Genomic DNA, 26,138 nt, shown 5'->3' on the forward strand with positions numbered 1-26,138 from the left:
AAACTATCTACTCCTTGACATTTTCTCCCTCATCCCCTAAACCCTTCTCCCTCCCCCCTCGTTCCCCCCTTATAGCTCCCCCTCCCGTCCCCCTTTTTAGATCCCCCTTCCGTCCCCCTTTTTAGATCCCCCTTCCGTCCCCCTTAAAAAGGGGGAAGCCATAGGATGCTTCGCTTTTTGTTCCATGGGGGAAGCCATAGGATGCTTCGCTTTTTTTGCACGGGAGAAGGGAAACTGGATTCTCTTACTCCCCTCTTGCTCCCCTCTCCCAAGCTTGGGAGAGGGGCTGGGGGTGAGGGCTGGAGCTTAAGTTGACACGGGTGGATATTATAGTATCGTACCCCTACCGAATCAATTATCTCTATCGCTTCCCCATCTCCCCCAGCTCTCCCAGCTTCCCCTGCTCCCCTGCTTTAAGATGAAGCCTTCCCACCCCAACCTGGAGCCTTTTGAGCCGCTCTCAGGACGAATGCAGCTAACTTTTCAATTTGCTCTCGTGGCATCCAGGTGTCTGGCACTTGGCGACACCAAAAACTCGGGGCGCTGCCATCATAAGTCATGGGTTCTCTGAGAAAAGAGATAATTCCATCAACATTATCGCGAGGTGGGGTAGCTCCCGCTAATGTTTCCAATCCTAGGGATACTCTGGGATCTTGGAGGGTGGTTCCGCCAACATGACAATTGATGCAATGGGTTTTAAACAATTCTTTCCCCTCCGCCAAATCGCCTGGGGTAAATGCCTTAGTCTGTCCCTGTCCATCTACATCTAACGCAATGGGTTCAGTCACCTTTAAGAAGCGTTTAACGTAGTCATCTATCGCATAAGCCGGAGAGCTGGCTATAAAGACGATAGAGATAGCCATCAACGTAGCGAAAAGACCGCGAACTGAAAAAAATTTATATCGGTAGGAATGGCTAAGACGAAATATTTTAATCCAATTAGTCAACATTAGTTTTTAGTTTTTTGTCTTTTGTTTTTGGTTTATGAAGGGTTGAATAATAGCCAATTAAACGTTGAATGCTTTCAACTCCAACCTTTTAATCGTCTCCTTTCAACCCTTCAACGACTCATTCAGAAAAATCCGAATTTAATTGTAAACCTTGCCGCCTCCCCACATGATACCTTGGACTTTCGGCTGGACTAGAATATAACCCGCGATCGCTTTGAGGTCATCCTCCGTCAGATTTCTCATCTCAGGAAAGATATCAGCGCTGCGAGTGCTGGGGTGGAATTCATAAATCTCCGTAAATCCATCGTAGGTTGTTGGGTTTTTCATATAGTCTACGAGAGCGGCAATGTTATCCCGAGGCGGGAATGCCAGTTTCAGATCTTCTAGACGTAAGGTTACGTTAGGGTTTGTCTTGGTTCTGCCGCCGATATGACATTGACTACAGCTATCGTTAAACAGGCGTTTGCCTTTGGCGACTTCTTCTAGGCTGAGAACAGTGGTATTACCCTGTTCATTCACGGGAACGGTGCGAATGTCTTCACTGAGTTCAAGAGCAGTGGCGCTACTCACCGCTATTTGAAATACAAAGAATACCATTGCCACAGCCAGCAAGATCAATCGTTTCATTCGGGGTTCTCCTTGGAAAATTTGGCTCATTCGTTTTAAATGCATGAAAATTGCTCAACCTGTAGCTTATACTCTACCTGAAGGGCATCGCCGTCAACCACTTCTGGGGATCAATGATTTATAGGTAAAAACTCACAAAACTCTCCCCCTCAAAACTCCGTTGTATGATCAGCGCCTTTCGCCATCAACGTCATCGGTTCCGAATGGGAAACCACAGTAGGTGAGATGGGAAAAGGTTGATGGAGGCGGATAAGCTGCGCTAACGTCTTTTTCAACTGGGTGCGAGGAACGATCGCATCGACAAAGCCGTACTGGAGTAGATATTCAGAGGTTTGAAAGTCGTCGGGGAGTTTTTCTCGCAAGGTTTGCTCAATCACTCGGCGTCCCGCAAAACCAATGGTAGCTTTGGGTTCAGCCAGGATAATGTCCCCTAACATGGCAAAACTAGCCGTAACGCCTCCGGTGGTGGGATGGGTTAATACAGGGATATAGAGTAGGTTAGCTTGACGATGTTGTTCCAGCGCCCCAGAGATTTTCGCCATCTGCATCAGGCTTAACATGCCTTCTTGCATTCTCGCCCCCCCAGACGCGCAGATAATCACCACAGGTAAGCGTTGGCGGGTGGCTTGTTCGATCAGGCGGGTCAGTTTTTCGCCCACGACTGAACCCATACTCCCGCCCATAAAGCGGAAATCCATGACGCCTAGGGCGATGGGTAATCCATGAATCTGTCCGATCCCCGTTTGCACGGCGTCAGTTAGTTTAGTCTTGTCTTGGTAGTCTTGTAGGCGATCTGTATAGGATTTGCGATCGCGGAATTTTAGCGGATCAGTGGGGCGAATTTGCTCATCCAGGGGTATCCAGGTATTCCCATCAATAAGCTGGCGAATCCGTTCATCGCTATATACCCTGATATGATGACCACATTCAGAGCAGACCATTTGATTCGCTCTCAGGTCTTTAGTATAGGTGAGAACCGCGCACGCCTCACATTTTGTCCACAATCCATCAGCAATCTCCCGTTCCCGTCGTTGTTGGGGCATCGGTTCTGATTTTCGTCGATTGGCAAACCAGTCAAATAAAGACATGAAACGTTTTTAATTCCTTAATAATTATCCGATATTTCTGCTTATTCCTCGTCTGGAGAACTGAGTAATAGCAAAGCTGTCCATTGATCATAAGAGCGAACTTGCAACGCAGCCGGACTTCCCGCGCCAAAATAGGATGGGATACCCTGGTCAATAATCCGACTAGGGATGTCGTGAGCTGCCAGAACCTGCTGCATCAGCTCGGCTTCCCAGCGGGTATGAGTTGTTTTTAGGGTGATCCAGGTGGTCAAAATAAAGCAGGATGATCACAAGACAAGAGTTATTGTACTCGTTTGCGATCGTTATTCGTCATTCGTTATTCGTCATTTGTCATACTCGCGCCAGCGAGAAGCAATCTGCTATATGTAAGGGTTGGAGAGGCTTTACAGAACTTGTCGGGTGTTGAGTTGATTTCCACCAACCCCCCCAAAGTATCGTAAAATCACAAAATTTCAAGTATCTTATCGTTTTCTAGCGTTTTATTGCTTGTTGATTCAACCCTTGAACGGCAGGGAGTAAAATTCAACTGAATAGGTCTCGGTGTATCTCATGAAATCTGCTCAATGGTACTTGAGATTGCTGTCTGTTACTCCAGCTATTCTTTTTCCAATAGTGGTGAGTCTTATTGGTGTAGAAACACTGGCGCAATCAATTATCCCAGCATCCGATGGAACGGGTACGATTATTGACCAACAGGGAAATATACATAACATTAATGGCGGTAGTTTGTCAAGCGACGAAACCAATCTATTCCACAGTTTCCAGGAGTTGGGTTTAGATGCAGGTGAAACCGCTAACTTTTTGGCAAATCCTCACCTCAACACTATTTTCGGACGAGTGATGGGGGGAAATCCATCGCTGATTAATGGCTTGATTCAGGTGACGGGGGGAAATGCCAATTTATATTTAATGAATCCGGCGGGAATCGTGTTTGGGCAAAATGCCCAGTTAAATGTCCCGGCTGATTTTATGGTGACAACAGCGACAGGGATTGGGTTTGGCGAGAATCTTTGGTTCAATGCCTTTGGCACAAATGAGTATCAGCAATTAGTCGGAAATCCGCAACAGTTTATTTTTGATGTATCTCAGCCTGGAAGTATTGTTAATGCTGGAAATTTAGCAGTTCCCCAAGGTCAGAGTTTAACCTTACTCGGTGGTACAGTGATTAATACGGGAGAACTGACAGCACCAGGGGGACGGATTACGATTGCAGCCGTTCCGGGTTCTCATCGGGTCAAGATTTCTCAGCCGGGACAATTGCTGTCTTTGGAAGTTGAACCATTGGTGAATAGTTCGGGAGAAGTTATCCCCTTTACACCATTAGATTTAGCTGAATTGTTGACGGGGACAGAGGAAAACCTGGAGACAGGCGTTGAGGTGGATTCAGCCGAAACGGTGAAATTAACGGATTCGGAATTAATTCTCCCTAATGAAACAGAGGTTACGATTATCTCTGGCACTATTGATGTTTCCCAGATCGGAAATGCTGGAACACCAGTGGGGGCGCACGTCTATGCGCCTTCATCTGCAACTGGCGGCGAGATAAATGTTATTGGCAAAACTGTAGGATTAATCAGCGCCAATATTGACGCATCCGGTACAAATAATGGCGGCACTATTCGCATTGGTGGCGACTATCAAGGTGCAGGAATAATTCCGAATGCTGATATCACATTAGTTAATGAAAATTCTACGATTAAAGCCGATGCTATAACCGCAGGCGAGGGTGGAACTGTAATTATCTGGGCAGATGAGCAAACTGCATTTTATGGCAACATTAGCACTCGTGGCGGACATAATTCTGGCAACGGCGGTTTTGTCGAAATATCCAGTCAGCAACAGTTAGCCTTTGACGGTTTTGTCGATGTAAGTAGCAGTGCGGGTGAAGCGGGACAGTTATTATTAGATCCCACTAGCGTGATTATTGGCACAACTGGAACTAATGATACAGCACTCGACGATAATCAAATCTTGTCGGGAGACGGTAGTGGGAGTTTCTTGATTTCTGCTAATTCACTGTTAACTGCATTAAACTCAGGGGATGTTTCAATTGCTGCCAGCAAAAACATTGATATTAACAGTGATATTAACTCCAACAGTAGCAACAATTTAACTTTTGAGGCGGCATTTATCAATTTAGATGCCTCAGTTTACTTGAATGGTGGTAATCTCACCTTTGAAGCACCTGTAATTCTTCGCAGTAGTCAGACACTCAGCACAGGTTCTACAGTTGGCGGGGATATTATATTTAATCGTAGTCTTCATGCGTTTAATCCAGGTACGGATACGTTAACCTTAGAAGCTGGAACCGGGAATATTACGTTTAATGGTGCTGTAGGTGGAGCGTTACCTTATAATGTGGCGGTACTGTTAGATGATCCGGTGGGATATTGGCGTCTGGATGAAGAGGGGGAAACGGCTTTTGACTCGTCTGGAAACAATATAGATGGCACTTATTTTGGTGGGGTAAATCGTAATCAAGAGGGGGCGTTAGTGGATGATGCTAATCCAGCCCCATTTTTTGATGGTACAACGGGGTATGTAGAAATTCCGGATTCAGATTTTATTGATTTTGGCACGAATGAGGATTTTACAATAACGGCTTGGATTAAAGTGTCGCCTGAACAAGTAGATACGGAATTTGGTGATAAGGATGTCATTGAAAAATGGAGTGGAGGCGAGCCATACCCTTATGTGATTCGGTATTTCGACCAATCAGGAAAAATCCTTGCTGCACGATATCATGGTTTTCCTGAAATTCCGACTCCTACTGTTAACTCAACAGTATCCATAAATGATGGACAGTTTCATCACATTGCTTTCATCAAAGAGGGTTCGACACTCTCTTTATATGTTGATGGAATTCTAGAAGATACGAATACCGATACTATAAATAGCCCGACACAAAATAATTCTCCACTTTTTCTAGCACGTAGAGGGGGTGACGCAAGTGATAATTTTTTCCGGGGCAGTATTGACGAAGTAGCCATTTACGATTCTGCCTTATCTCCTTCCGAGGTGGCGGCTCAATACACCACGGGAACAGGTACAGCCACCTCAAGGCAACTTGGTGGATTAACGGTCAATAGTGCAAATATCATAGCCAATGAGACAATAGCTGCCAATAGTATTGACCTAACAGCCAGTCAAGATATTACGACTCAATCCCTAGACACAAGTTCCAGTTCAGGTGATGGCGGTTCCATTACCCTTAATGCAGGAAATAATGTTCAAGTCACCTCAATTAATACTCAAGGGGGAAGTAATGGTACAGGAGGAAATGTTGATATTACCGCTGGCGGGTTCGTCCAGATAACCGACACATTCATCGATCAAAATGGAAAAAATGTCAGTATTTCTACAGCCGGAGGTAACGGCGGAGGTGTGATTACTATCGAACATGGCGGTCAAGGTTTGATTCCTTTTAATGTGGGTGATGCCTCCATTAACGGTACAGCAGGTGCGATTACGAGTGGCGAGTCTAACCTTGAACCGTTCCAATCGTTTCCTGATAATCAAACTGAAGGTAATATTCGGATTATTACGGATGAAACTATCACAGGTTCCTGCCCTCCTGACTGTTTAGACACTGAACAATCTGAGATAGATGAATTTGAGGATATAGTAACCGCTACAACGGTTAGGACAGTAAGTCGATTTCAAAACCGTACATACTCTTCATCAATATGTCCTAATAACTTTGGCGACTGCGATATCACTGAAGATGTTGTGATTGATAATTCTCCAGTGTTTAATCCAATCGCGGAAACTGAAGCCGCCTTCACGAATGAATATGAAGAGTATTGGGGGTTAACTGAGACGCCAATTATTACGCTGACACAAGCACAAAGGACTTTACAAAGGATTGAACAGGCGGCTGGGGTAAAACCCGCTCTAATTTATGCAGTATTTGTACCAACCCAGGTTCCTGTTCAACCGCCAGCCAATGGTACAAAGTCTCCAGCCGAGACTCTCTCTAAACCCGCCCAAACTCTCTGGGAATTCAATTCCTTGGGTATTTCGTCTAGTCAAGAATCACCTGTATCTTCTAGACAATTAAAGCAAGATACCGATCAACTGGAACTCATCCTCGTCACCGCTGAGGGAGAACCAATTCGATATATTGTACCGGGTGCAAGTCGGAAAATGGTGATGGAAACGCTACAAAGTTTCCGTCGTGCGGTTACGGATATTCGTATTCCTCGTCCGTATCTTCCCAACGCCCAACAATTATATCAGTGGTTAATTGCTCCTTTGGAGGAGGAGTTACAACAGAGAGAGATTAATAATCTGGCTTTTATTATGGATCAGGGTTTGCGTTCTTTACCTGTGGCGGCGCTTCATGATGGGAATGGCTTTATTGTTGAACGCTATAGTATTGGGTTTATGCCTTCTTTATCGCTAACCGATACTCGTTATGTAGATGTGAGTGATTTACAGGTTTTGGCAATGGGGGCGTCGGAATTTACGAATCAAAATCCCTTACCTGCTGTACCTGTAGAATTATCCGCGATCGCAGATAAACTATGGCAAGGTGAATCCTTCCTCAATTCTACGTTTACTCCCGCTAATCTTAAAGCAGCACGGGCGAATCAACCCTTTGGTATTGTCCATTTGGCAACTCATGGTGAATTTAAACCAGGTAAACCAGAAAATTCCTATATCCAGTTTTGGAATACGAGACTATCCCTGGATCAAATTCGCCAACTTGGACTACATAATCCACCTGTAGAACTAATGGTACTAAGTGCTTGTCGAACCGCATTAGGAAATGAAGAAGCTGAGTTAGGATTTACCGGATTAGCGGTACAAGCCGGGGTAAAATCAGCGTTAGGAAGCCTCTGGTATGTCAGTGATGAGGGGACATTGGGATTAATGACCACGTTTTATCAAAACTTAAAGCAAGTCCCGATTAAAGCCGAAGCACTGCGAGAGACTCAATTGGCGATGATTCAGGGTCAGGTGAGGATTGAAAATGGGCAATTGATTACTCCCAATAGCACGATTGATTTACCTGAAGAATTAGCGGGAATTGAGGATAAGGCGTTTACTCATCCTTATTTTTGGAGTGCATTTACATTAGTAGGAAGTCCTTGGTAATGGTGTAGAGACTCCTCATGCTACGTCTCTACTGGCGGGCATTGTCCACTTCCTCTCTCTTTCCCCTATTGCCTATGAAACACCGAGCGAAGCCGAGGTGTTGCCTATTGCCAAAATCCAGATTTTCAGTGCCATTGGTTTTAAATGTGTAGGGGCGGGTTTAGGGACTTTCGTTTGGTTATTGATGATAACCTTTGTGCAAAACCCGCCCTGCCTAAGTATTGACTAAGTAGGTTAGCGGAAATAAGCTCAACTTATGAAGTTATGTAAGCAACCCTCAAACCCTTACAAAGGACAAAGGACGAATGACGAATGACGAATGACGAATGACGAATGACGAATGACGAATGACGAATGACGAATGACGATCACCACCGTTAACTTTAACTGTCTCTACCTACTTACTACTCAACCGGATGCTTTTGAAATGTCCAGAAGCGCCACAAAAGAGCGATCGCCAAAATTATAGCGGGTGTGAGTACAGCAATCAGGGCATTCCCGGATGTTGCTGGAATAGAGGGTAAACTAGGACTGGCGTACTTGATCAGCAGGGAAATGCTAAGGGAGAGAATTAAGACTTTGACAATGAAATTGAATTGAATACCCATCAGTTTGTGTGCCACCTGGTATGCGGTTGTGATATTATTCCCTTTTTTAGCACTGATGAGCAAATTCCCACCTGATCAGGTTTTTGTGCCTTAAACCAAAGCACCATGAATCACCTCGACCCATTGGACAATCAAAACCTCCAACGTTTACAGCTATTTGCCTACCTGCTGCCTGTGATCGGCTTTTTTCCGGCACTGTGGACACTCTACCGTCGCCAAGGAACACGAGAACAGCAAGCGGCGAGTCGCTTGTCCGTAACCTTGGCTTTCGCTTGGCTAGTAGGCTACATTTTATTATTGTCAGGGGCGCAGCTCACCGAGTTCTGGAGCTTCCGCCTGTTATTTATGAATACCATGCTCACCTCTGGGTATTTTTTAGCCAGTGTTTGGCTCATGGTGCGCTTGTGGCAAGGGAAGTTACCCCGTCTCCCTGGGATTAGCCAGGTGGCGGAAGGGAAAGTGCGAAAGCATCTGTCCGAGTAAACGATTTCAGCGTTTGGGTTGTCCGGTTATAGGAAAATGGTGACGGGCTTTTTGCCTGAAGTTGATCAACTGTTCTCATCTTTTGCCGTATTTGCCTGGTTTTACCCCAAACGGTGAGAAAACCTGATATGAGTGTTTTTGTCAAACGCTCTAAATCAGACTCAGGGTAAGCAATGAGGGCATCGGCGTGTATCATCTGCCCAAACCCATCCTGATCGCTTATGTGTGTGTGAGGAAACCAAGTGCCAGCTCGAAAAACCTACGAAAAACCCCGCCCAGGACAGAAAAAGAGGATTCAACCGCCGAAAAAGAAATCGGCTAAAGCTAAACGAGGACATTGGCTTTGGCTTTGGTTAGGCTTTACTGGCGTCGCCATGTTATCCGCGACAGCCGGGGCAATGCTTGCTGTTTCGCTATCGAGTATGCCTTTACTGCAAAGTCAACTGAGTGATGATGAGGCAGCCATCTTTAGCGAAAAGGGTAGTATGACCCGCAATAGTATGCGACTGCCCGAATTAACACGACCTGTCAATATATTAATTTTGGGGACAAAAGTTCTCACCTCTGACTTAGATGAACCGACAGAGGACGACTTAGGTTATCATGCACTGGTCAATTCCTTTGATGGGCATTCCGACACCATGCTGTTGGCTCGGTTTGACCCCAATAACCAAAAATTAAATGTTCTCTCCATTCCCCGCGATACCCAAACCTACGTTGAAGGGTATGGTGTGACTAAAATCAACGCGGCTAATTACCATGGTGGACCAGCATTAACGGCAAAGGCAGCCAGTGAACTCCTCGACGGTGTAGGAATTGACCGTTATGTCCGAGTGAATGTACAAGGTGTGGAAAAGCTCGTGGATGCCTTGGGTGGCGTCACTGTGTATGTTCCCCAGGACATGAAATATCAAGATGATTCTCAACATCTCTATATCAACCTTAAGCAAGGCAAACAGCATCTTAATGGCGAGCAGGCAATGCAATTTTTGCGGTTTCGCTATGACAAATATGGGGATGTGGGTCGAGTACAGCGCCAGCAAATACTGATGCGGGCATTAATAGAGCAAGCGCTCAATCCTACAACTTTAGCCCGACTGCCTAAAATTTTATCGGTGATTCAGTCTCACATTGACACCAACTTAAGCGTTGAAGAATTGGTCGCTCTAATCGGATTTGCTGTTGATAGTAAACGGTCTGACGTACAAATGTTAATGGTTCCGGGGCGGTTTAACGGCACGGGCGAAAATGAAGTCAGTTACTGGTTACCCAATCACCGCCAGATTCGGCAAATGGTGGCTCAACATTTCGATCAAGGTTATAGCGAACTCTCCGATATTGATCCAGCTTATTTGCGGGTGGCGATTCAAGATAGTACCGATAATCCAGAAGCCGTTCAATCCCTAATCAGTACCCTAAGAGAAGCAGGTTATCGAAATAATTATGTCGGTGAACCCTGGGCAGAACCCTTGCGCGTCACCCGCATCATTGCCCAACAAGGAGACGAAGCCAGCGCTGCGGCTATCCGCGCTGATTTGGGATTTGGTGAGGTGCGCGTCGAGAGTACGGGTTCTCTAGCCTCTGATGTGACCATTCAGTTGGGTCAAGATTGGCTGGAACAGCAGGATTTCTCTGATGAGGGATTTTTTAATTTCTAGGTCATTGGTCATTGGTCATTGGTCATTGGTCATTGGTCATTTGGTCATTTGTCATTTGGTCGGGGCGGGTTTTGCTGCCAAGCTAGGGATAACAATCAATATTAGTCCCTAAACCCGCCCCTACAGACAGATGCTTCTGTAATCACGCCTGGAACATGACTCCTCTATCTCTCTCATCTTCCTCATCTCCCAGACGTAGCATGCTACGTCTCTACACCGCTCCCCCAGCTCCCCTTCACCACTAAGCGATCCCCCTTTCCTCGTAAATGTCATGAAACTATGACATTGCGATCCCCGATAAGCTTGTAAATTCGTCAATTCTTGAAAATTAGCGTCTTGATCCCCTTGACCATACCTAAGGCTTTTCTGGTACATAGATAAATAAAGCGATCCCAAAGAAATACTCAAATCAGTATTTCTGTGATCCTTACTGGAGAAATCTAAGTGTTATCGGGAGTAATCCCAACGTCTGCCTAAAGAGTAAGTCGTGCGTGAGTTTGTACCTGCCCAAACGAAAGACGAATGCAATACGTCACCGAGATTGACTTACTCCAAGGCGGTAGGAATCATCAACTTTTATCAAATATCAGATGCGATGTTGTTAAATTATGATCCCCATTTTTTGATTCACCAGGAGAGATACAACCTACCGACCTAACAATTGGAGAGCATATTCATGGCAAAAGAACGCCCACCTTTAGAAGAGATGACCTTACGGCAACTGCGTAGAGTTGCCAGTGAGTACGGCATCTCACGGTATAGCCGGATGCGTAAAGCGCAGTTACTGGCAGAAATTCAAAAAGTCCAACATACCAAAATCTCGCTCAGTCCAACTAGCACAGTGGAGGCACAACCAGAAGTGGAAGCATCTAAATTTGAACTCGGTCAAGACGATCGCACTGGCGGTGATCTAGCATCTGTAGACGAAGGATTACCTGATTTACCCGCCGGGTATGGTGAAAGTCGGATCGTCCTCATGCCCCGCGATCCTCAATGGGCGTATACCTACTGGGATATTCCGAACGAACACAAGGAAGATCTGCGGCGTCAGGGGGGACAGCAATTAGCACTGCGGATTTATGATGTCACCGATATTAACCTGGAATACCAAAGCGCCCATAGCATTCAGGAATATCCCTGTGACGAACTAGCACGGGAATGGTACTTACCTCTACCCGTTAGCGATCGCGACTATACAGTAGATATCGGTTATCGTTGTGCCGATGGTCGTTGGTTAATCCTAGCCCGTTCTACACCTGTCCGTGTTCCCCCTGTTTATCCCAGTGACTGGATTGAAGACCAATTCATCACCGTTAACTGGGAGGAAGAACTCCAAGGCAAGACGGTATACGAGTTGGTTCCTCCCAGCAAGCGCCAACCTGTTACCCCAGATACCGCCCATACCGAGAACCCCATCTACGACGAAATCTTTGGCATGGCAAAATCTGCCGAAGCTCAGCGTGTCGCAGGTTCTATGTACGGCTCAATGCAGCATGTTCCCGGATCGATGGCTCCGTCTCAATCCGTCAGTTCCTACATCTTCCCCTCTGGGGTAGGGATGTGGGCTGTACCCACCATGTCTGGCTTAACCATGTCCGGTGTTGGCATGTCCGGAGTCGGGATGGGGATGTCTGCCTCTATGCCCCCCATTCGTCCTCGTCAGTTCTGGTTGGTTGCCGATGCTGAGTTGATTGTCTACGGTGCAACCGAACCGGATGCCACCGTAACCATTGGCGGGCGTCCGATTAAACTGAATCCAGACGGAACCTTCCGCTTCCAGATGTCCTTCCAAGATGGTTTAATCGACTACCCGATTATGGCAGTAGCAGCAGATGGCGAACAAACTCGCTCGATTCAGATGAAATTTACCCGCGAGACGCCCTCACGCAATACCAACACCAAAGAAGAAATGGTTCCCGAATGGCTCTAACGATTACAGGGTGAAGCACAAAGGATAACGAAGAACTATCATCAATCTTGCCACTTCACACTTCATCCCGAATCTTTCATACTTCTAGAAGTGTCCCCTGACAACTGTCGGGGGATTTTTTTACGAAATTCTCTGGAAAAAACAAGATGAAACCCGAAGAAATTACTGTCAAGCTGACAGAACTTTTTAATTCCCAGGCGGTTCAACAGGTAGAATCAGGGACGTGGCAGGTGGAAACACCTCAACTGAGAGTGTTAATCCTGCTATCGTCCGACCAGTCTTGGCTAAGAATTTTGGTTCCCATAGCATCGGCTCAAGAGGCTCAACCCTTTCTGGAACAACTCCTAGAAGCCAATTTTGATGAAACTCAGGACACTCGCTATGCCCTGAATCAAAATGTGCTTTGGGGCGTCTTTCAACATAAGCGGGAGACGCTTGACCCTGATGATTTTGGTTACGCAGTCATACGATTGGTTGCCTTATGTCAAAAGGGTTTAGAGTCCAGCTTTGACCAGTTTGTAGATCGTCAAATTCGTCAAATCATTAGAGCGGCAAAGCAGCAAGGGCAATCCTTTGAGACAACCCTGCAAACTCTGGATCGCTTTTATCGGGAAGGTTTGATGGGTGAGATGGAATCCAGAGAACAAACAGAAGAAGTCTTGGCACAATGGCAACGGCGCTTAGAACGTCTTTGGTCAGAAGTAGAACCCTGAAGGAGTGACAAGAAAGCTAAAAGGGAGACTGGGTGTAGGGTATCGGGTATGGGAGAAATTCCTTGCTCCTGAAGGGATGAAAATACCACCGTCAGTAGAGACGCACCAGGGCGTGTCTGCACTTTGGCATCGGTAAAAAACTGTGCGTACACATGACAATAGACGCGCAAGCTGCTCCTGCTTGGGCTAAACCCTCCTCGAAGAGTAGAGTAGGAAATCAGACGCGATATTCAGGCGCTGGAATCTATAGTATGAGCTTAGGAGCAGTTATTCCAGAACAATTAGTCACTGGGGGCGCTCAACGATGAAAGAGTCGGAGAGTAAGCTTTTAGTGAAGATTTTTTTAAAGGGGCAGATTCTGGGACAACTGACACCTGTTTGGGTGGGTATTATGGGTTTAAATGCACCAACGGCGCTGGGTACAACTCCAATGTCTGTGTCACAAGTGAGCCAAAACCCTGTTCATTTCCCTAATCTTATGGAACTCTCTCACCAGCAATCTCAGCAGGTAGAAGGCTCTCAGAAGGTAGAAGGCTCTCAGAAGGCAGAAAATGACTTTAGGACAGAGGAGGACTGGCTCCCAGGACAAGAGTTAAATGGCAGAGTAGACGGAGATAATCACGCTTTAAACGAACAGGAGCTAACTAAGGATCTCCAGTACGGGGAGAGAGAAGCTGAGGAAGCCTGTAGAGAGCAGCCCAATCGTGCTGAACTCGAATCTTGCGATCGCTCTTTTGATCCAGAAGCGTCTCACTCCAAACCATGGGATCAAGAGTCGCTAAGGATCAACCCTCTCTCACTCAGTCAGGGCGAGTTGCATCACATTGGGATAAGCCAAGAAACGGTAGATGTTAAACCCATCCCTATACACTCATCACTCAACCCTATTTTTACTCCAGATCACGCTGACTTCGATGATCTTCCGATCGCACAAACCCCGCCCACGATTCCCAACCCCGAAACCATCCAACCCAGTCCAGACGATCGTTTTCCTCAACCCACGCCTAGTCCTGAACCCTTACGTCCTGATGAGTCCCCACCGTTGACCCAACCCGAACCCACTCCCTCTCGTCCCACAAATTCTAACGTGGAGGCTATTCAAATCGAGGAAATTAATGTCACAGGTAGCACCATCTTTGAACCCGAGGACTTCGCTCCCATTGTCCAACCGTTGGAAGGAGAAGCGGTGACCCTACAACAATTGCAACAGGCTGCCGATGCCATCACTCAACTCTATTTAAATCGTGGTTACATCACCTCAAGAGCCATTCTAGTAGACCAGGTGATTACTGATGGTGTCGTAGAGATTTTTGTCCTAGAAGGGAGTCTGGAGGAGATTAAAATTGAGGGGATTCGCCGCCTTAAACCCAGTTACATCCAAAATCGGATTCAGCTAGGTGTCAGCACCCCCCTAAATACCGCTCGCTTGGAAGATAAATTGCGGCTACTGCGGGCGAATCCCTTATTTGAATCTGTAGACGCCAGTCTTCGCGCTGGTAGTCAACCGGGAAAGAGCAATTTAATTATTCGTGTCGTTGAAGCCAATCCCTTTGAAGGTAGCCTCACCACCGATAACTATTCACCGCCGAGTGTAGGTTCAGAACGATTGGGCGTAAATGGACGCTATCGTAATCTGACCGGGTATGGGGATGAACTGACGGCGAGTTACTTCTATTCCACCACTGGTGGTTCAAAGGTGATCAATATGGGCTATCGCCTTCCCCTGAATCCAAAAAATGGCACCCTGCAAGTGCAAGCCAGCGTTGATCGCAATCAAGTCACAGCCGAACCTTTTGCTCAATTCGGTATTGAGGGAGAATCTGAACAGTATGAGATTAGTTTTAATCAACCCTTAATTCGCACCTCCCGCGAAGAATTAGCCCTATCCCTGGGTTTTAGCTTGAGAGACAGTCAGACATTTTTTTTTAATGAACCCTTCCCGTTAAGTCCTGGGGCTGATGCTGACGGGATAACGCGCACCAGTGTGATTCAATTTGGACAAGACTACCTACGTCGTGATTCTGGGGGAGCGTGGTCAGTGCGATCGCTCTTTAGTCTGGGTACAGGGTGGTTGGATGCGACTGTTAATCCCGATCCTGATCCGGATGGACGTTTTTTGAGCTGGCTGGGTCAGATCCAACGAGTCCAAATTCTCAGTGATGGTCATTTTTTAATTATGGGGGCTGACATTCAACTGACTCCCAATACTCTTTTACCGTCTCAGCAATTTGTCATTGGTGGCGCTCAATCCGTGCGAGGCTATCGACAGAATGCTCGAATTGGAGATAATGGCATGCGATTATTCTTAGAAGACCGGATCACCTTAGAGAAAAATGCATCCGGTGCGTCAACGTTCCAAATTGCGCCATTTTTCAATGCGGGTTGGGTGTGGAATAATCCTGATAATCAGAACCCTCTACCTCAAGAGCAGTTTTTAGCCAGTCTGGGTATGGGGATACTTTGGCAACCGCTACCCGGATTAAATTTGCGCCTTGACTATGGTTTGCCCTTAGTGGAACTGGAGGATCAAGGTGAAAATGCTCAAGATGAGGGATTTCACTTTTCAGTTCGCTATCAGTTTTAAGCGGGGGTGTAGAGACGTAGCATGCTACGTCTCTACTACCTGATCCTGTTCACTGTTCCCTGACGAATGACGAATGACCAATGACCAATGACCAATGACCAATTACAGTTGTTCTCTGAAAAGACTATGATTGATTGGGTATCGTGTTTATGCAAACCTGCCCCGTGACTTCATCTCATCATTCCCATTCGTTGCCTGATCCGTTAAATGCATGGCATACCCAATCCATAGACGAGTCCCTTACCCAACTGGATAGCAATCCCCAGACGGGTTTGAACTCTGAACAAGTCCAAGAGCGATCGCAATACTACGGATTAAATGAACTCGAGGAAACTGCGGGTCGCAGTTCTTGGGTGATTCTTCTGGATCAGTTCACCAACATCATGCTGATTATGCTGATTGTGGTGGCAATCATCTCCGGAGTCATTGATCTGATCGATTGGCGACAAGGAGGATTAGAGGCGGGTCAAGTTCCATTCAAGGATACAATCGCGATTCTATTAATCGTTATTCTTAATGGTGTCTTGGGCTATCTCCAAGAAAGTCGGGCTGAAAAAGCCCTCGCCGCCCTGAAAAATCTCGCCTCTCCCAAAGTCCGTGTCCTCCGCGAGGGTAGACCGATGGAGGTGGATAGCAAACAGCTTGTCCCTGGAGACATTATGCTCCTGGAAGCGGGTGTGCAAATTGCGGCTGATGGACGGTTAATTGAGGAATCAAACCTCCAGATCCGGGAATCTGCTTTAACTGGAGAAGCGAACGCGGTTAATAAGGAAGCTGCCCTCACTTTAGCGGAGGATACCCCTTTAGGCGATCGCATTAATTTAGTCTTTCAAGGTACCGAAGTCGTTCAAGGTCGAGGCACCGTCCTAGTTGCAGCCACAGGGATGAAGACGGAACTGGGACGGATTGCGGAAATGCTGCAAGGGGTGGAAAGTGAACCGACGCCCTTGCAACAGCGGATGACCCAATTGGGAAATGTCTTGGTCAGTGGTTCTCTGATCTTGGTGGTGCTGGTTGTTGTTGGTGGCTTAATTCAAAGTGGCGGGGATTTAGGTGTTCTGCAACAACTGGTGGAAGTGTCCCTGAGTATGGCGGTAGCGGTGGTGCCAGAAGGCTTACCTGCTGTAATTACCGTTACCTTGGCACTGGGAACTCAACGCATGGTGCGTCGCCATGCGCTGATCCGTAAACTTCCAGCCGTGGAAACCTTAGGGAGTGTGACGACGATCTGTTCGGATAAAACGGGTACCCTGACTCAAAATAAGATGGTCGTGCAATGGGTAATCACGCCCCAGCACACGTTCCAAGTTACGGGAGAAGGGTATGCGCCTAACGGGGAGTTTCTCATCGCTGAGGCAGCGGTTTCTGCCCCAGAATATCCCGAATTACAGGTCTTACTTCAAGGGTGCGCCCTCTGTAATGATGCTATTTTGCAGTATGAACAGGATGATTGGCTGATTTTAGGAGATCCCACTGAAGGGGCATTAATTACCCTAGCCGGGAAGGGGGGTGTTGATAAAGAACCGTTGCGGCGTCAGTTTCCTCGGGTCGGTGAAATTCCCTTTTCCTCAGAGCGAAAGCGCATGAGTGTAATCTGTCAAGGGTCAAATGGCTCAGTGGGAACGAATGATGGACAAGGAACCTACCTGATGTTTACCAAGGGTTCCCCTGAGTTAGTCTTAGAGCGTTGCTATTCTTTACAGGCGGGCGATCGCACCGAGGTATTGACCGATGAGCAACGGACGGATATTTTGCGGCACAATAATCAAATGGCTGGGGCGGGATTGCGGGTCTTGGGGTTTGCCTATAAGCCTCTAGATGCTGCACCTGATGACGGGGTAGATGCTAGTGAAACCACTGAGCAAGAATTAGTTTGGTTGGGACTGGTGGGGATGTTAGACGCCCCTCGTCCAGAAGTTATGGATGCCGTGCGCCGTTGTCGGAATGCGGGTATCCGCCCGGTGATGATTACCGGAGATCATCAGCTTACCGCCAGAGCGATCGCTCATGCTTTGGGTATTGCGGATCAACATGATCGGGTTCTCACGGGTCAGGAGTTGCAAAAGCTTTCCCCAGGGGATCTGGATAAACAGGTGGAAGAGGTGAGCGTTTATGCTCGTGTTTCTCCTGAACATAAGCTGCGGATTGTACAAGGGCTTCAGCGTCAAGGTGAATTCGTGGCGATGACGGGGGATGGGGTAAATGATGCTCCCGCCCTAAAGCAAGCGGATATCGGGATTGCTATGGGGATTACGGGGACAGATGTGAGTAAAGAAGCCAGTGATATGGTACTGCTGGATGATAACTTTGCCACGATTGTTGCGGCGACTGAAGAAGGTCGCACGGTTTATGATAATATCCGTCGCTTTATTCGTTATATCTTGGGCAGTAACATTGGTGAGGTGTTAACGATTGCCGCAGCACCGATTATGGGACTCCAAGATGTTCCCCTGTCCCCGTTACAAATTCTCTGGATGAACTTAGTGACTGATGGTTTACCTGCTTTAGCGTTGGCGGTAGAACCGGCTGAACCGGATGTGATGAAGCGTCCTCCCTTTAGTCCCCGTGAGAGTATTTTTGCCCGGGGGCTGGGTGCCTATATGGTGCGGATTGGGATTATTTTCGCCATTGTCACGATTATTTTAATGGCGCTGGCTTATGACTATTATCCACTCCACTGGAAGACGATGGTCTTTACCACGTTATGTTTGGCTCAGATGGGACATGCGATCGCGGTTCGTTCCAATACTCGTTTAACGGTTGAGATAAATCTGTTCTCGAATCCCTATTTAATTTGGGCAGTAAGCGTCACGACGATTTTGCAATTGGCATTGGTTTATGTGCCATTTTTACAAAATTTCTTTGGTACAGAACCGCTCACGCTTACTGAACTGCTTATTTGCATAGGGTTTAGTACGTCATTGTTTATTTGGGTTGAGTTGGAGAAACTGTTTATTCGTTGGTACAAAAATCGATAATTTTTCATTTGTCATTAGGCATGAATCGGTAGATGGGGGATTTATCAGGTGATTTAACACTTAGTTAGTTTGTGAAAATAAATCCCAAAGTCTTACGTGCCGTAAATAGTCCTCAAACTCTGACAAATGACATAAGACAAATGACATAAGACAAATGACCAATGTACTTAAAATGCTTAAAGTTGCGCCAGTTTCGGAATTATCGGGATTGCTTGGTTAATTTTGAGGCACCGAAAACGATTTTGGTGGGAAATAATGCTCAGGGGAAGTCTAATCTGCTAGAAGCGGTAGAATTACTCTCGACGCTGAAAAGTCATCGGTCAGGGCGCGATCGCGAAATGGTGTTGGAGGATGCCTCGATGGGTCAGATTCAGGCTATCCTGGAACGGGCGTATGGTTCTATTGAACTAGGTTTAACCCTTCGCAGTCAGGGACGTCGCACTGTTGCTTTAAATCGTGAATCCTTACGTCGCCAGCTTGATTTTTTGGGGATTTTGAATGCGGTACAGTTTTCCAGTCTGGATTTGGATTTAGTTCGTGGAAGTCCGGAACGACGCCGGAATTGGTTGGATTCTATTCTCACCCAACTTGAACCGATTTATGCTTATATTTTGCAGCAATATAATCAAGTCCTGCGCCAGCGTAATGCCTTGCTCAAAACCATCCGGAAGCAGGAAGAAGAGAGGACACCAGAGGGGGTAATATCAAAGCAGCCCCAGGCAGAACTGGCGCTTTGGGATGCACAACTGGCAACGGCTGGGTCGCGTGTGACTCGGCGTCGTGCTAGAGTGTTGCAACGATTAGCGCCACTTGCTCAATCTTGGCATAGTAGTATTAGTGGTAAAACAGAGTTACTTGAAGTGACCTACGCGCCAAATGTCAACCTAGAGAAGGATGACCCAGAAGGTGTTCAACAGGCATTTTTAGATAAACTCCACCATCGTCGTTTTCCTGAACAGCGTCAGGGAATAACTCTGGTTGGTCCACACCGAGATGATGTGGAATTTACAATTAACCAAACCCCTGCCCGTTCCTATGGTTCTCAAGGACAACAACGGACGTTGGTTTTGGCACTAAAATTGGCAGAGTTAAAACTAATAGAAGAAGTTGTGGGTGAACCGCCCCTGTTATTACTAGATGATGTTTTGGCAGAACTTGATCCTAACCGCCAAAATCAGCTTTTGGATGCGATTCAAGATCGGTTTCAAACCCTGATTACAACCACTCACTTAGGCGCATTTGATTCTCAGTGGTTGAACTCCTCCCAAATTCTTTCTGTTCAAGCGGGTCAAATTCACACCCTGGCTTAAAAATCAGTCGTCATTTGTCATACAATTATTTAGTTTTTTCTAATCATCACTATATCAGCCCATTACTTGCAAATTTAACTGGTATAGGGTGTATGACAAGTATGGCAGTGTAATCTGAATTATTAGGCGGACAGGGTTGAAATTAATATTACTAAACAATTTCTTTAAGCTTGATAAAGAAGGCGGCGATTTTGGCGAAATGGCAATCGTATAGCAGTATAATCTTTATTAGTAAAGTCAGACAGGAACATTTTGGCGATGTCCTAGGACATCGGTCAAGAAACCGGGTTTCTTTGGGTGAAAGGTTGATATTGCGTTGTTATCCTGACGAGAAACCCGGTTTCTAGGAATAGGCTCAGAGATAAAGGATGGATTATACTACACTTTAAGGACTTTCGGCATAAACGTAAATTTTTTCAAAGAAGGTTTATTCATTAACTATCAGGATTAAAGTAGAAAGAGAATTTCATTAAAATTATCAATCATTCAACTTTGCCCAAGTCATAAATACTTAGTGGACGTTGTAGCTATGAACGTTAGACAACTTCTCAAACTGTACGAACAAGGAAATCGAGAATTCACCGGGATTGACCTCAGTGGGGCTAACCTCAGGGGAGTTATGTTAATCGGAGTTAACCTAACAGGGGCGAATCTCAGAGGTGCTGATTTGACCAGAGCATTTTTACTCAAATCAGATTTGAGTGGCGCTCAGATGAATTGGACGAATCTTAATTACGTTAAAATGAGCGATGCCAAACTTGTTGACGCTGATTTGACTAAAGCCAATATCAATGGTGCTTTTATGGTCAAATCAAAGCTCACCGGTGCTAAACTCAGTGGGGCAATATTGAATGGTACAAACCTCCGACGGGCTAACTTATGGGGTGCAAATCTTTGCGGAGCACAGTTAGAACGGGCGAATTTGCGAGATGCAAATTTAACGGGCGTGAATTTTAAATGGGCGAATTTATCGGAAGCACGGTTGATTGGTGCTAGGGTTTATGGGTCAGCACTGAGTTTTGTCAATCTCAGCTACGCCTGGTTAAAAGATTTAGATTTAGCGGGCGCTGATTTAGAAGGGGTTAATTTCAGTGGCGCGAGATTAAGTCGGGCGAATTTAGAAGGGGCAAATTTAATTGCCGCGAATTTAGAATCCGCTAAATTGGATTGGGCGAATCTCCAAGGCGCAGATTTGACGGGCGCTAATCTGGAGAATGCGAATCTGGAGAATGCGAATTTAACCTGGGCAATTCTCAGAAAAGCTGAGTTACTGGATGCCAATTTGGAAGGTGCAAAACTCTATGGTTTAGATATTAACGAGATGCAGGGGAGTAAAGGGGGAGGATTTCCAGCTAGTAACCAAGGCGTTGGATTTCAAGCTAATAACCAATTTGTTTACTCAACGGCTGTTTAACGAAAATTGATGCCTATAGAATCGGGCGCAAGCCTTCATTGATGTCAACTTGAGCTTCAAAAAGAAAGCAATACTTTGATTTGACCCCAGGGTATGGGGTGTGGGGTGTGGGGTGTGGGGTGTGGGGTGTGGGGTATGGGGTGTGGGGTGTGGGGTGTAGGGTGTAGGGTGTAGGGTGTAGGGTGTAGGGTGTAGGGTGTAGGGTGTAGGGTGTAGGGTGTAGGGTGTAGGGAAAATATTAGAGAAACACAAAAGCCCATCAAATGACAAATGACAAATGACAAATGACGAATGACAAACGTCAACGTAGATTCAGGGTTTTTCTAGCATTAGGGCTGGTATTCAGTATTGTCCTACTGGTTGCTAAATCGATTGTATTTTCCCCATCTTTGGCGCGTTCCCAAACGCCAACAAAAATAACAGAAATTAGAGGGGTTTGGTTGACAAATGTCGCCAGTGGTGTATTATTTTCGCCGTGGGGAATTAACCGAGCGATCGCGCAATTGTCTAAACTGAACTTTAACACGGTTTATCCGGTGGTTTGGAATCGGGGACATACGTTTTATCCGAGTGCGGTGGCGACACAAGAACCTTTGCTAGCAATTATGCGCCTCAATGGAGATGTTTTAGAAGAAATTGTACAGCAGGGACATCGCCAAGGGTTACGGATAATTCCTTGGTTTGAGTATGGATTTATGACACCGATTTATTCTGAATTAGCGCGGCGTCATCCCACCTGGATAACTCAGAGTTTAACTCAAAAATCTGATCCGGAGAATCCCCAACTCTTATGGCTGAATCCGTTACATCCAGAGGTACAACAGCTTATCCTGGATCTAATTAAGGAAGTAATCAGCCAATATGATGTGGATGGGATTCAGTTGGATGATCACTTTGGGATGCCTGTGGAATTGGGTTATGATCCCTATACCATTGAGCGTTATCAGCAAGAACATTATGGGAATCCTCCCCCAAATTCACCATTAAATAGTGAATGGATGCGCTGGCGGGCGAATAAGATTAGCGAGTTTATGGGAGAGATTGTCCAGACGGTTAAATCAATTAAACCGGATTGTATCATCTCGCTTTCACCCAATCCCCAAGCCTTTGCTTATCAACATTATCTCCAAGACTGGCAAACCTGGGTACAACGGGGTTGGGTGGATGAATTAGTGTTACAGGTTTATCGGGATGAGTTGAGTCGTTTTACGGCGGAACTTAATCAACCCGCAGTACGCATGGCGCGGCGAACAATTCCGGTAAGTGTGGGGATTTTAACAGGAACCTTAGGTGATCCAATTCCCTTTGAACAAATTCAAGCCCAAGTTGACGCGGTTCGCGATCGCGCCTTTGATGGTGTATCCTTTTTTTATTGGGAAACCCTGTGGAGTTATTTGACTCCGGAGTCTCCGCAACAGCGAAGGCAGGGATTTCGCGAATTATTTCCCTATCCCGCGATCGCAGAAGAATCCTGACTCAACAGGGACTCAAAACCATTGCCTATTCCCTATTCCCTATTCCCACCACAACACTTATTCAGCAGCCCCTAGTTATAACTGAACCTGCTTTTTCTTTCCCCCAAATAATCCCCGAATCCAGCGATATAAGTTATCCACATAAGTAAATAACACGGGAACCACCACCAACGTTAACAAAGTTGAAGTCGTAAACCCACCAATTACCGCGATCGCCATCGGACTGCGTACCTCACCATCCGCCCCTAATTCTAAGGCAATGGGCATCATTCCCGCAATTGTAGACACCGATGTCATTAGAATTGGGCGTAACCGAGACACCCCCGCCTCAACAACTGCCTTAAACTGGGGTTTTCCTTCTTTTATCCCAGCTAAAGCAAAGTCTACTAATAAAATCGCATTTTTAGTCACCAATCCCATCAGCAAAACAATACCAATTAGGGCAAACAAGCCTAACTCTTTCTGCGTGACTAACAACCCCAGTAACGCCCCACCAATGGATAACGGTAGGGCAACTAAAATCCCAAACGGATACAAGAAATTGCTATACAGCAACACCAGAATCGCATAAATCGAGAGAATCGCCGCCCCTAATGCGGTAGCAAACCGGGTAAAAATATCCTGCATAATCTTGGCATCCCCAGCCGGTTCCTCGGATACCTCGGGTGGGAGGGGATTCATTGCGGGCAATGCTTTAACCGTTTCTAACGCATCCCCCAGAGAAATTCCTTCTAAATTCGCCTCCACCGATACCTGACGATTGCGATCAAAACGGTCAATTTGCGCTGGACCACTTCCTAAACGGATATCCGCCACCGCACTAATCGGAACCAAATTCCCGGTTTGACTGGGAACCTGTAAATTTTTCAGCGTACTAATATCGGCGCGAGTTTCTGGATCAAGTTGTACCCGAATTGGAATCTGCCGATCCGCTAAATCAAACTTCGCCAGATTCGACTCATTATCGCCAATTAACGCTAACGATGCCGTGCGTGCGATCGCGCCTACAGAAACGCCCAAATCCGCTGCCCGTTCTGGATCAGGCTGAATCACAATTTCCGGCTTAACTAAACTGGTACTGGATGTCACTTCCACCAATCCCGGAATATCGCGCATTTGCTTCTCCAAGGTTTCCGCTGTTTGCGTCAGCGCTGGGGCATTTTCACTCTTGAGAACAATCGATAAATCCTTACCTCCTCCCCCTGCACCTTGACTTTGGAAACTAATCCGCGCCCCCGGAATGGTTTGAAACACCTGGCGCATTTGTTGTTCAAATTCCTGCTGGGAAATCTCTCGTTCATCCTTGGATAGCAGGTTGGCGTAGACTGTACCCGAATTGATCTTATCCGCCGTAGTAAAAACTTTTTCAACCGCCGGATTTTCTTGCAACGATTGGTTGAGTTGTTGCATAATCGCTTCAGTTTCACTCAAGGTTGATCCAGGAGGAAGTTCAACCATAACTGTACTCAACCCCGTATCCCCGCTATCAAATAACCCCTTGGGAATTAACGGCACCAGTTGTAAACTACCGATAAAGAAAGCAACCGCAATTAATAAAGTTGTAATCCGATGACGTAATGCCCAAGTGAGTAGATTGCGGTAAGGGTGAATTCGTTTTTGCCCCTGTTGCCTGTTGCCTGCCTGCCCTGAACGAAGTTGAAGGGTTGCCTGTTGCCTATTCCCTTTTGATTTCAGCAAATAAGCACTCAACATCGGTGTCATTGTACAAGCCACCAATGTAGAAAACATCGTGGAAACAGCAACAGTGACGCCAAACGGTTGGAAAAACTGACCCGGTACACCCCCCATAAATGCCACCGGAAGAAACACCGCCACAATTGTTGCCGTTGTCGCCACCACCGCTAACCCAATTTCCCGTGAAGCATCCAATGCGGCGTTAAAGGGCTTTTTCCCCATATCTAAGTGCTGGTCGATGTTTTCAATCATACAAATCGCATCATCGACTAAGTTACCCACGGCTAAAGCTAACGCCAATAATGTCATCCCGTTGAGGGTATACCCCAAGAGTTTCATCACCCCAAATGTAGGAATAATCGATAGGGGTAACGCTGTAGCCGTAATCAGTGTGACTCGCCAATCCCGCAAAAACAAACCGACGGCAATCACTGTTAAAATACAGGCTAAAATTAAGGCATCAATTGTGGCTTGATAGGAATCCCGAATTGCATCGGCACGGGTAAAAATGAGTGCCAGAGTCACATCATCGGGGAGGGTTTTTTCCAATTCTGAAACAGCTTCGCGCACCCCTTCTTCCACCGTGACTAAGGTGCTACCCGTACTCCGCCGCACCGAAAAAGCAACCACGGATTCCCCATTCAAAGACGCCGCCTGTCGCTGTTCAGCAAAACTATCCTCTACTTCCCCTAAACTGGACAAGGGAACCGTCGCACCATTGGGCAGAACAATCCGATAACTTCGTAATTCCTCAACCGTTTCTGCACTTCCCAAAGTCCGAATATTTTGCTCACTTCCGCCGACATTTCCCCGCCCTCCGGGTAAGTCAATATTCAAATTCCGAATTTGATCATTCACTTGGGTGGCGGTAATCCCATAAGCTTGCAAACGACTCGGATCAAGATCAACCCGAATCTCCCGATCCACACCCCCCAAACGGTCAATTTGCGCCACACCCGGTACATTCAGCAGGGCGCGGCTAATTGTGCGATCGACTAAATCGCTTAATTGTTCAACCGATCGCGTCTCAGACGCCACCGCATACGTCATAATCGAACCGCCCGCAAACTCCAAGCGTTTAACAATCGGTTCATTCACATCCTGGGGTAAATCCTGACGAATTTGGGCAACCGCATTCCGCACATCATTCGTGGCGCGATCGCTATCCGTTCCGAGGACAAAACTAACAGTAGTGGTGGAACTCCCTTCCGTCACCGTGGAGGTGAGTTCATCAATATTTCCCAACCCCGCCACGGAATCTTCTATTTTCTTGGTGACTTGGGTTTCTAGTTCTGTTGGTCCCGCACCGGGTTGGGTAACTGTTACCATCACGGCGGGAATATCGATATTCGGATTACTGTCAATTCCTAAGCGAAAAAAGGACACCAAACCAAAGATGCCCAAAATTAGGAATAAGACAATCGTCGGAACAGGTTTTTTAATTGACCAAGCGGATAGGTTAAAAGACATAAACTTCGTTTGTATGTAGTTGCGCTTTAGCGCCATCAAGTTTAAGGTGAGTGTA

17 protein-coding genes are annotated in these 26,138 nt (G+C 46.5%); 11 read left to right on the plus strand and 6 right to left on the minus strand.

What is annotated here, in order from left to right:
* Positions 1–413 precede the first annotated feature (413 nt).
* The 4 genes from psbV2 to RIG66_RS30250 form a co-directional block, all read right to left on the minus strand.
* A complete protein-coding gene (gene psbV2, locus RIG66_RS30235) occupies positions 414–863 on the minus strand; it encodes a photosystem II cytochrome PsbV2 (protein ID WP_446383269.1) in 450 nt (149 codons plus the stop codon).
* Between the two features lie 225 nt (positions 864–1,088).
* A complete protein-coding gene (gene psbV, locus RIG66_RS30240; protein WP_044206775.1) occupies positions 1,089–1,577 on the minus strand; it encodes a photosystem II cytochrome c-550 in 489 nt (162 codons plus the stop codon).
* 149 nt (positions 1,578–1,726) lie between these two features.
* Positions 1,727–2,665 carry an acetyl-CoA carboxylase, carboxyltransferase subunit beta gene (gene accD / locus RIG66_RS30245; RefSeq protein WP_446383271.1) on the minus strand — a complete coding sequence of 313 codons (939 nt, stop codon included), beginning with the start codon at positions 2,663–2,665 and terminating at the stop codon, positions 1,727–1,729.
* A gap of 41 nt (positions 2,666–2,706) precedes the next feature.
* The gene (locus tag RIG66_RS30250; protein WP_006100380.1) at positions 2,707–2,916 is read right to left on the minus strand and encodes a hypothetical protein; all 210 of its coding nucleotides are present in this window, start codon (positions 2,914–2,916) and stop codon (positions 2,707–2,709) included.
* A 298-nt stretch (positions 2,917–3,214) separates the two neighbouring features.
* Here RIG66_RS30250 and RIG66_RS30255 point away from each other — a divergent pair, with 298 nt between their 5' ends.
* Entirely contained in the window at positions 3,215–7,765 is a 4,551-nt protein-coding gene (locus RIG66_RS30255; protein ID WP_446383273.1) for a CHAT domain-containing protein, read from the plus strand.
* Between the two features lie 404 nt (positions 7,766–8,169).
* On the opposite strand, the gene RIG66_RS30260 is transcribed toward RIG66_RS30255, so the two are convergent.
* Complete coding sequence (locus RIG66_RS30260) at positions 8,170–8,388, minus strand: hypothetical protein (RefSeq protein ID WP_446383275.1); 219 nt, start codon at positions 8,386–8,388, stop codon at positions 8,170–8,172.
* 90 nt (positions 8,389–8,478) lie between these two features.
* On the opposite strand from RIG66_RS30260, the gene RIG66_RS30265 reads away from it, so the two are divergent.
* From RIG66_RS30265 to RIG66_RS30310, 10 genes are all read left to right on the plus strand, one after another.
* Complete coding sequence (locus tag RIG66_RS30265; protein WP_446383277.1) at positions 8,479–8,856, plus strand: hypothetical protein; 378 nt, start codon at positions 8,479–8,481, stop codon at positions 8,854–8,856.
* Between the two features lie 242 nt (positions 8,857–9,098).
* Positions 9,099–10,514 (plus strand): LCP family protein, encoded by a 1,416-nt coding sequence (locus RIG66_RS30270; RefSeq protein WP_446383279.1) that lies wholly within the window; start codon positions 9,099–9,101, stop codon positions 10,512–10,514.
* The gene (locus RIG66_RS30275) at positions 10,492–10,626 is read left to right on the plus strand and encodes a hypothetical protein (RefSeq protein WP_446383281.1); all 135 of its coding nucleotides are present in this window, start codon (positions 10,492–10,494) and stop codon (positions 10,624–10,626) included. Before RIG66_RS30270 ends, RIG66_RS30275 begins: the two co-directional genes overlap by 23 nt.
* 564 nt (positions 10,627–11,190) lie before the next feature.
* Complete coding sequence (locus RIG66_RS30280; RefSeq protein WP_446383283.1) at positions 11,191–12,444, plus strand: DUF4912 domain-containing protein; 1,254 nt, start codon at positions 11,191–11,193, stop codon at positions 12,442–12,444.
* 146 nt (positions 12,445–12,590) lie between these two features.
* A complete protein-coding gene (locus RIG66_RS30285; RefSeq protein WP_446383285.1) occupies positions 12,591–13,157 on the plus strand; it encodes a hypothetical protein in 567 nt (188 codons plus the stop codon).
* 304 nt (positions 13,158–13,461) lie between these two features.
* The gene (locus RIG66_RS30290) at positions 13,462–15,741 is read left to right on the plus strand and encodes a ShlB/FhaC/HecB family hemolysin secretion/activation protein (RefSeq protein ID WP_446383287.1); all 2,280 of its coding nucleotides are present in this window, start codon (positions 13,462–13,464) and stop codon (positions 15,739–15,741) included.
* A 149-nt stretch (positions 15,742–15,890) separates the two neighbouring features.
* On the plus strand, positions 15,891–18,719 hold the full coding sequence (locus RIG66_RS30295; protein ID WP_446383289.1) for a cation-translocating P-type ATPase: 2,829 nt from the start codon (positions 15,891–15,893) through the stop codon (positions 18,717–18,719).
* 161 nt (positions 18,720–18,880) lie between these two features.
* Complete coding sequence (gene recF, locus RIG66_RS30300) at positions 18,881–20,029, plus strand: DNA replication/repair protein RecF (protein ID WP_446383291.1); 1,149 nt, start codon at positions 18,881–18,883, stop codon at positions 20,027–20,029.
* 529 nt (positions 20,030–20,558) lie between these two features.
* Positions 20,559–21,443: a pentapeptide repeat-containing protein gene (locus tag RIG66_RS30305; RefSeq protein ID WP_446383293.1), complete on the plus strand. Its 885-nt coding sequence runs from the start codon at positions 20,559–20,561 to the stop codon at positions 21,441–21,443.
* A gap of 284 nt (positions 21,444–21,727) precedes the next feature.
* Entirely contained in the window at positions 21,728–22,918 is a 1,191-nt protein-coding gene (locus tag RIG66_RS30310; RefSeq protein ID WP_446383295.1) for a glycoside hydrolase family 10 protein, read from the plus strand.
* A 75-nt stretch (positions 22,919–22,993) separates the two neighbouring features.
* On the opposite strand, the gene RIG66_RS30315 is transcribed toward RIG66_RS30310, so the two are convergent.
* Complete coding sequence (locus tag RIG66_RS30315) at positions 22,994–26,083, minus strand: efflux RND transporter permease subunit (RefSeq protein WP_446383297.1); 3,090 nt, start codon at positions 26,081–26,083, stop codon at positions 22,994–22,996.
* Positions 26,084–26,138: the final 55 nt, after the last annotated feature.

Source organism: Coleofasciculus sp. E2-BRE-01 (assembly GCF_040221695.1).
Taxonomy (GTDB): domain Bacteria; phylum Cyanobacteriota; class Cyanobacteriia; order Cyanobacteriales; family Coleofasciculaceae; genus Coleofasciculus.

Bases quoted from the DNA above. Each gene is read 5' to 3' on its own strand.
- RIG66_RS30310 (WP_446383295.1), top strand. From the start codon at position 21,728: ATGACGAATGACAAACGTCAACGTAGATTCAGGGTTTTTCTAGCATTA.
- psbV (WP_044206775.1), bottom strand. From the start codon at position 1,577: ATGAAACGATTGATCTTGCTGGCTGTGGCAATGGTATTCTTTGTATTT.
- RIG66_RS30315 (WP_446383297.1), bottom strand. From the start codon at position 26,083: ATGTCTTTTAACCTATCCGCTTGGTCAATTAAAAAACCTGTTCCGACG.
- RIG66_RS30290 (WP_446383287.1), top strand. From the start codon at position 13,462: ATGAAAGAGTCGGAGAGTAAGCTTTTAGTGAAGATTTTTTTAAAGGGG.
- recF (WP_446383291.1), top strand. From the start codon at position 18,881: ATGTACTTAAAATGCTTAAAGTTGCGCCAGTTTCGGAATTATCGGGAT.
- RIG66_RS30265 (WP_446383277.1), top strand. From the start codon at position 8,479: ATGAATCACCTCGACCCATTGGACAATCAAAACCTCCAACGTTTACAG.
- psbV2 (WP_446383269.1), bottom strand. From the start codon at position 863: ATGGCTATCTCTATCGTCTTTATAGCCAGCTCTCCGGCTTATGCGATA.
- RIG66_RS30305 (WP_446383293.1), top strand. From the start codon at position 20,559: ATGAACGTTAGACAACTTCTCAAACTGTACGAACAAGGAAATCGAGAA.
- RIG66_RS30255 (WP_446383273.1), top strand. From the start codon at position 3,215: ATGAAATCTGCTCAATGGTACTTGAGATTGCTGTCTGTTACTCCAGCT.
- RIG66_RS30285 (WP_446383285.1), top strand. From the start codon at position 12,591: ATGAAACCCGAAGAAATTACTGTCAAGCTGACAGAACTTTTTAATTCC.
- RIG66_RS30275 (WP_446383281.1), top strand. From the start codon at position 10,492: ATGAGGGATTTTTTAATTTCTAGGTCATTGGTCATTGGTCATTGGTCA.
- RIG66_RS30280 (WP_446383283.1), top strand. From the start codon at position 11,191: ATGGCAAAAGAACGCCCACCTTTAGAAGAGATGACCTTACGGCAACTG.
- accD (WP_446383271.1), bottom strand. From the start codon at position 2,665: ATGTCTTTATTTGACTGGTTTGCCAATCGACGAAAATCAGAACCGATG.
- RIG66_RS30295 (WP_446383289.1), top strand. From the start codon at position 15,891: ATGCAAACCTGCCCCGTGACTTCATCTCATCATTCCCATTCGTTGCCT.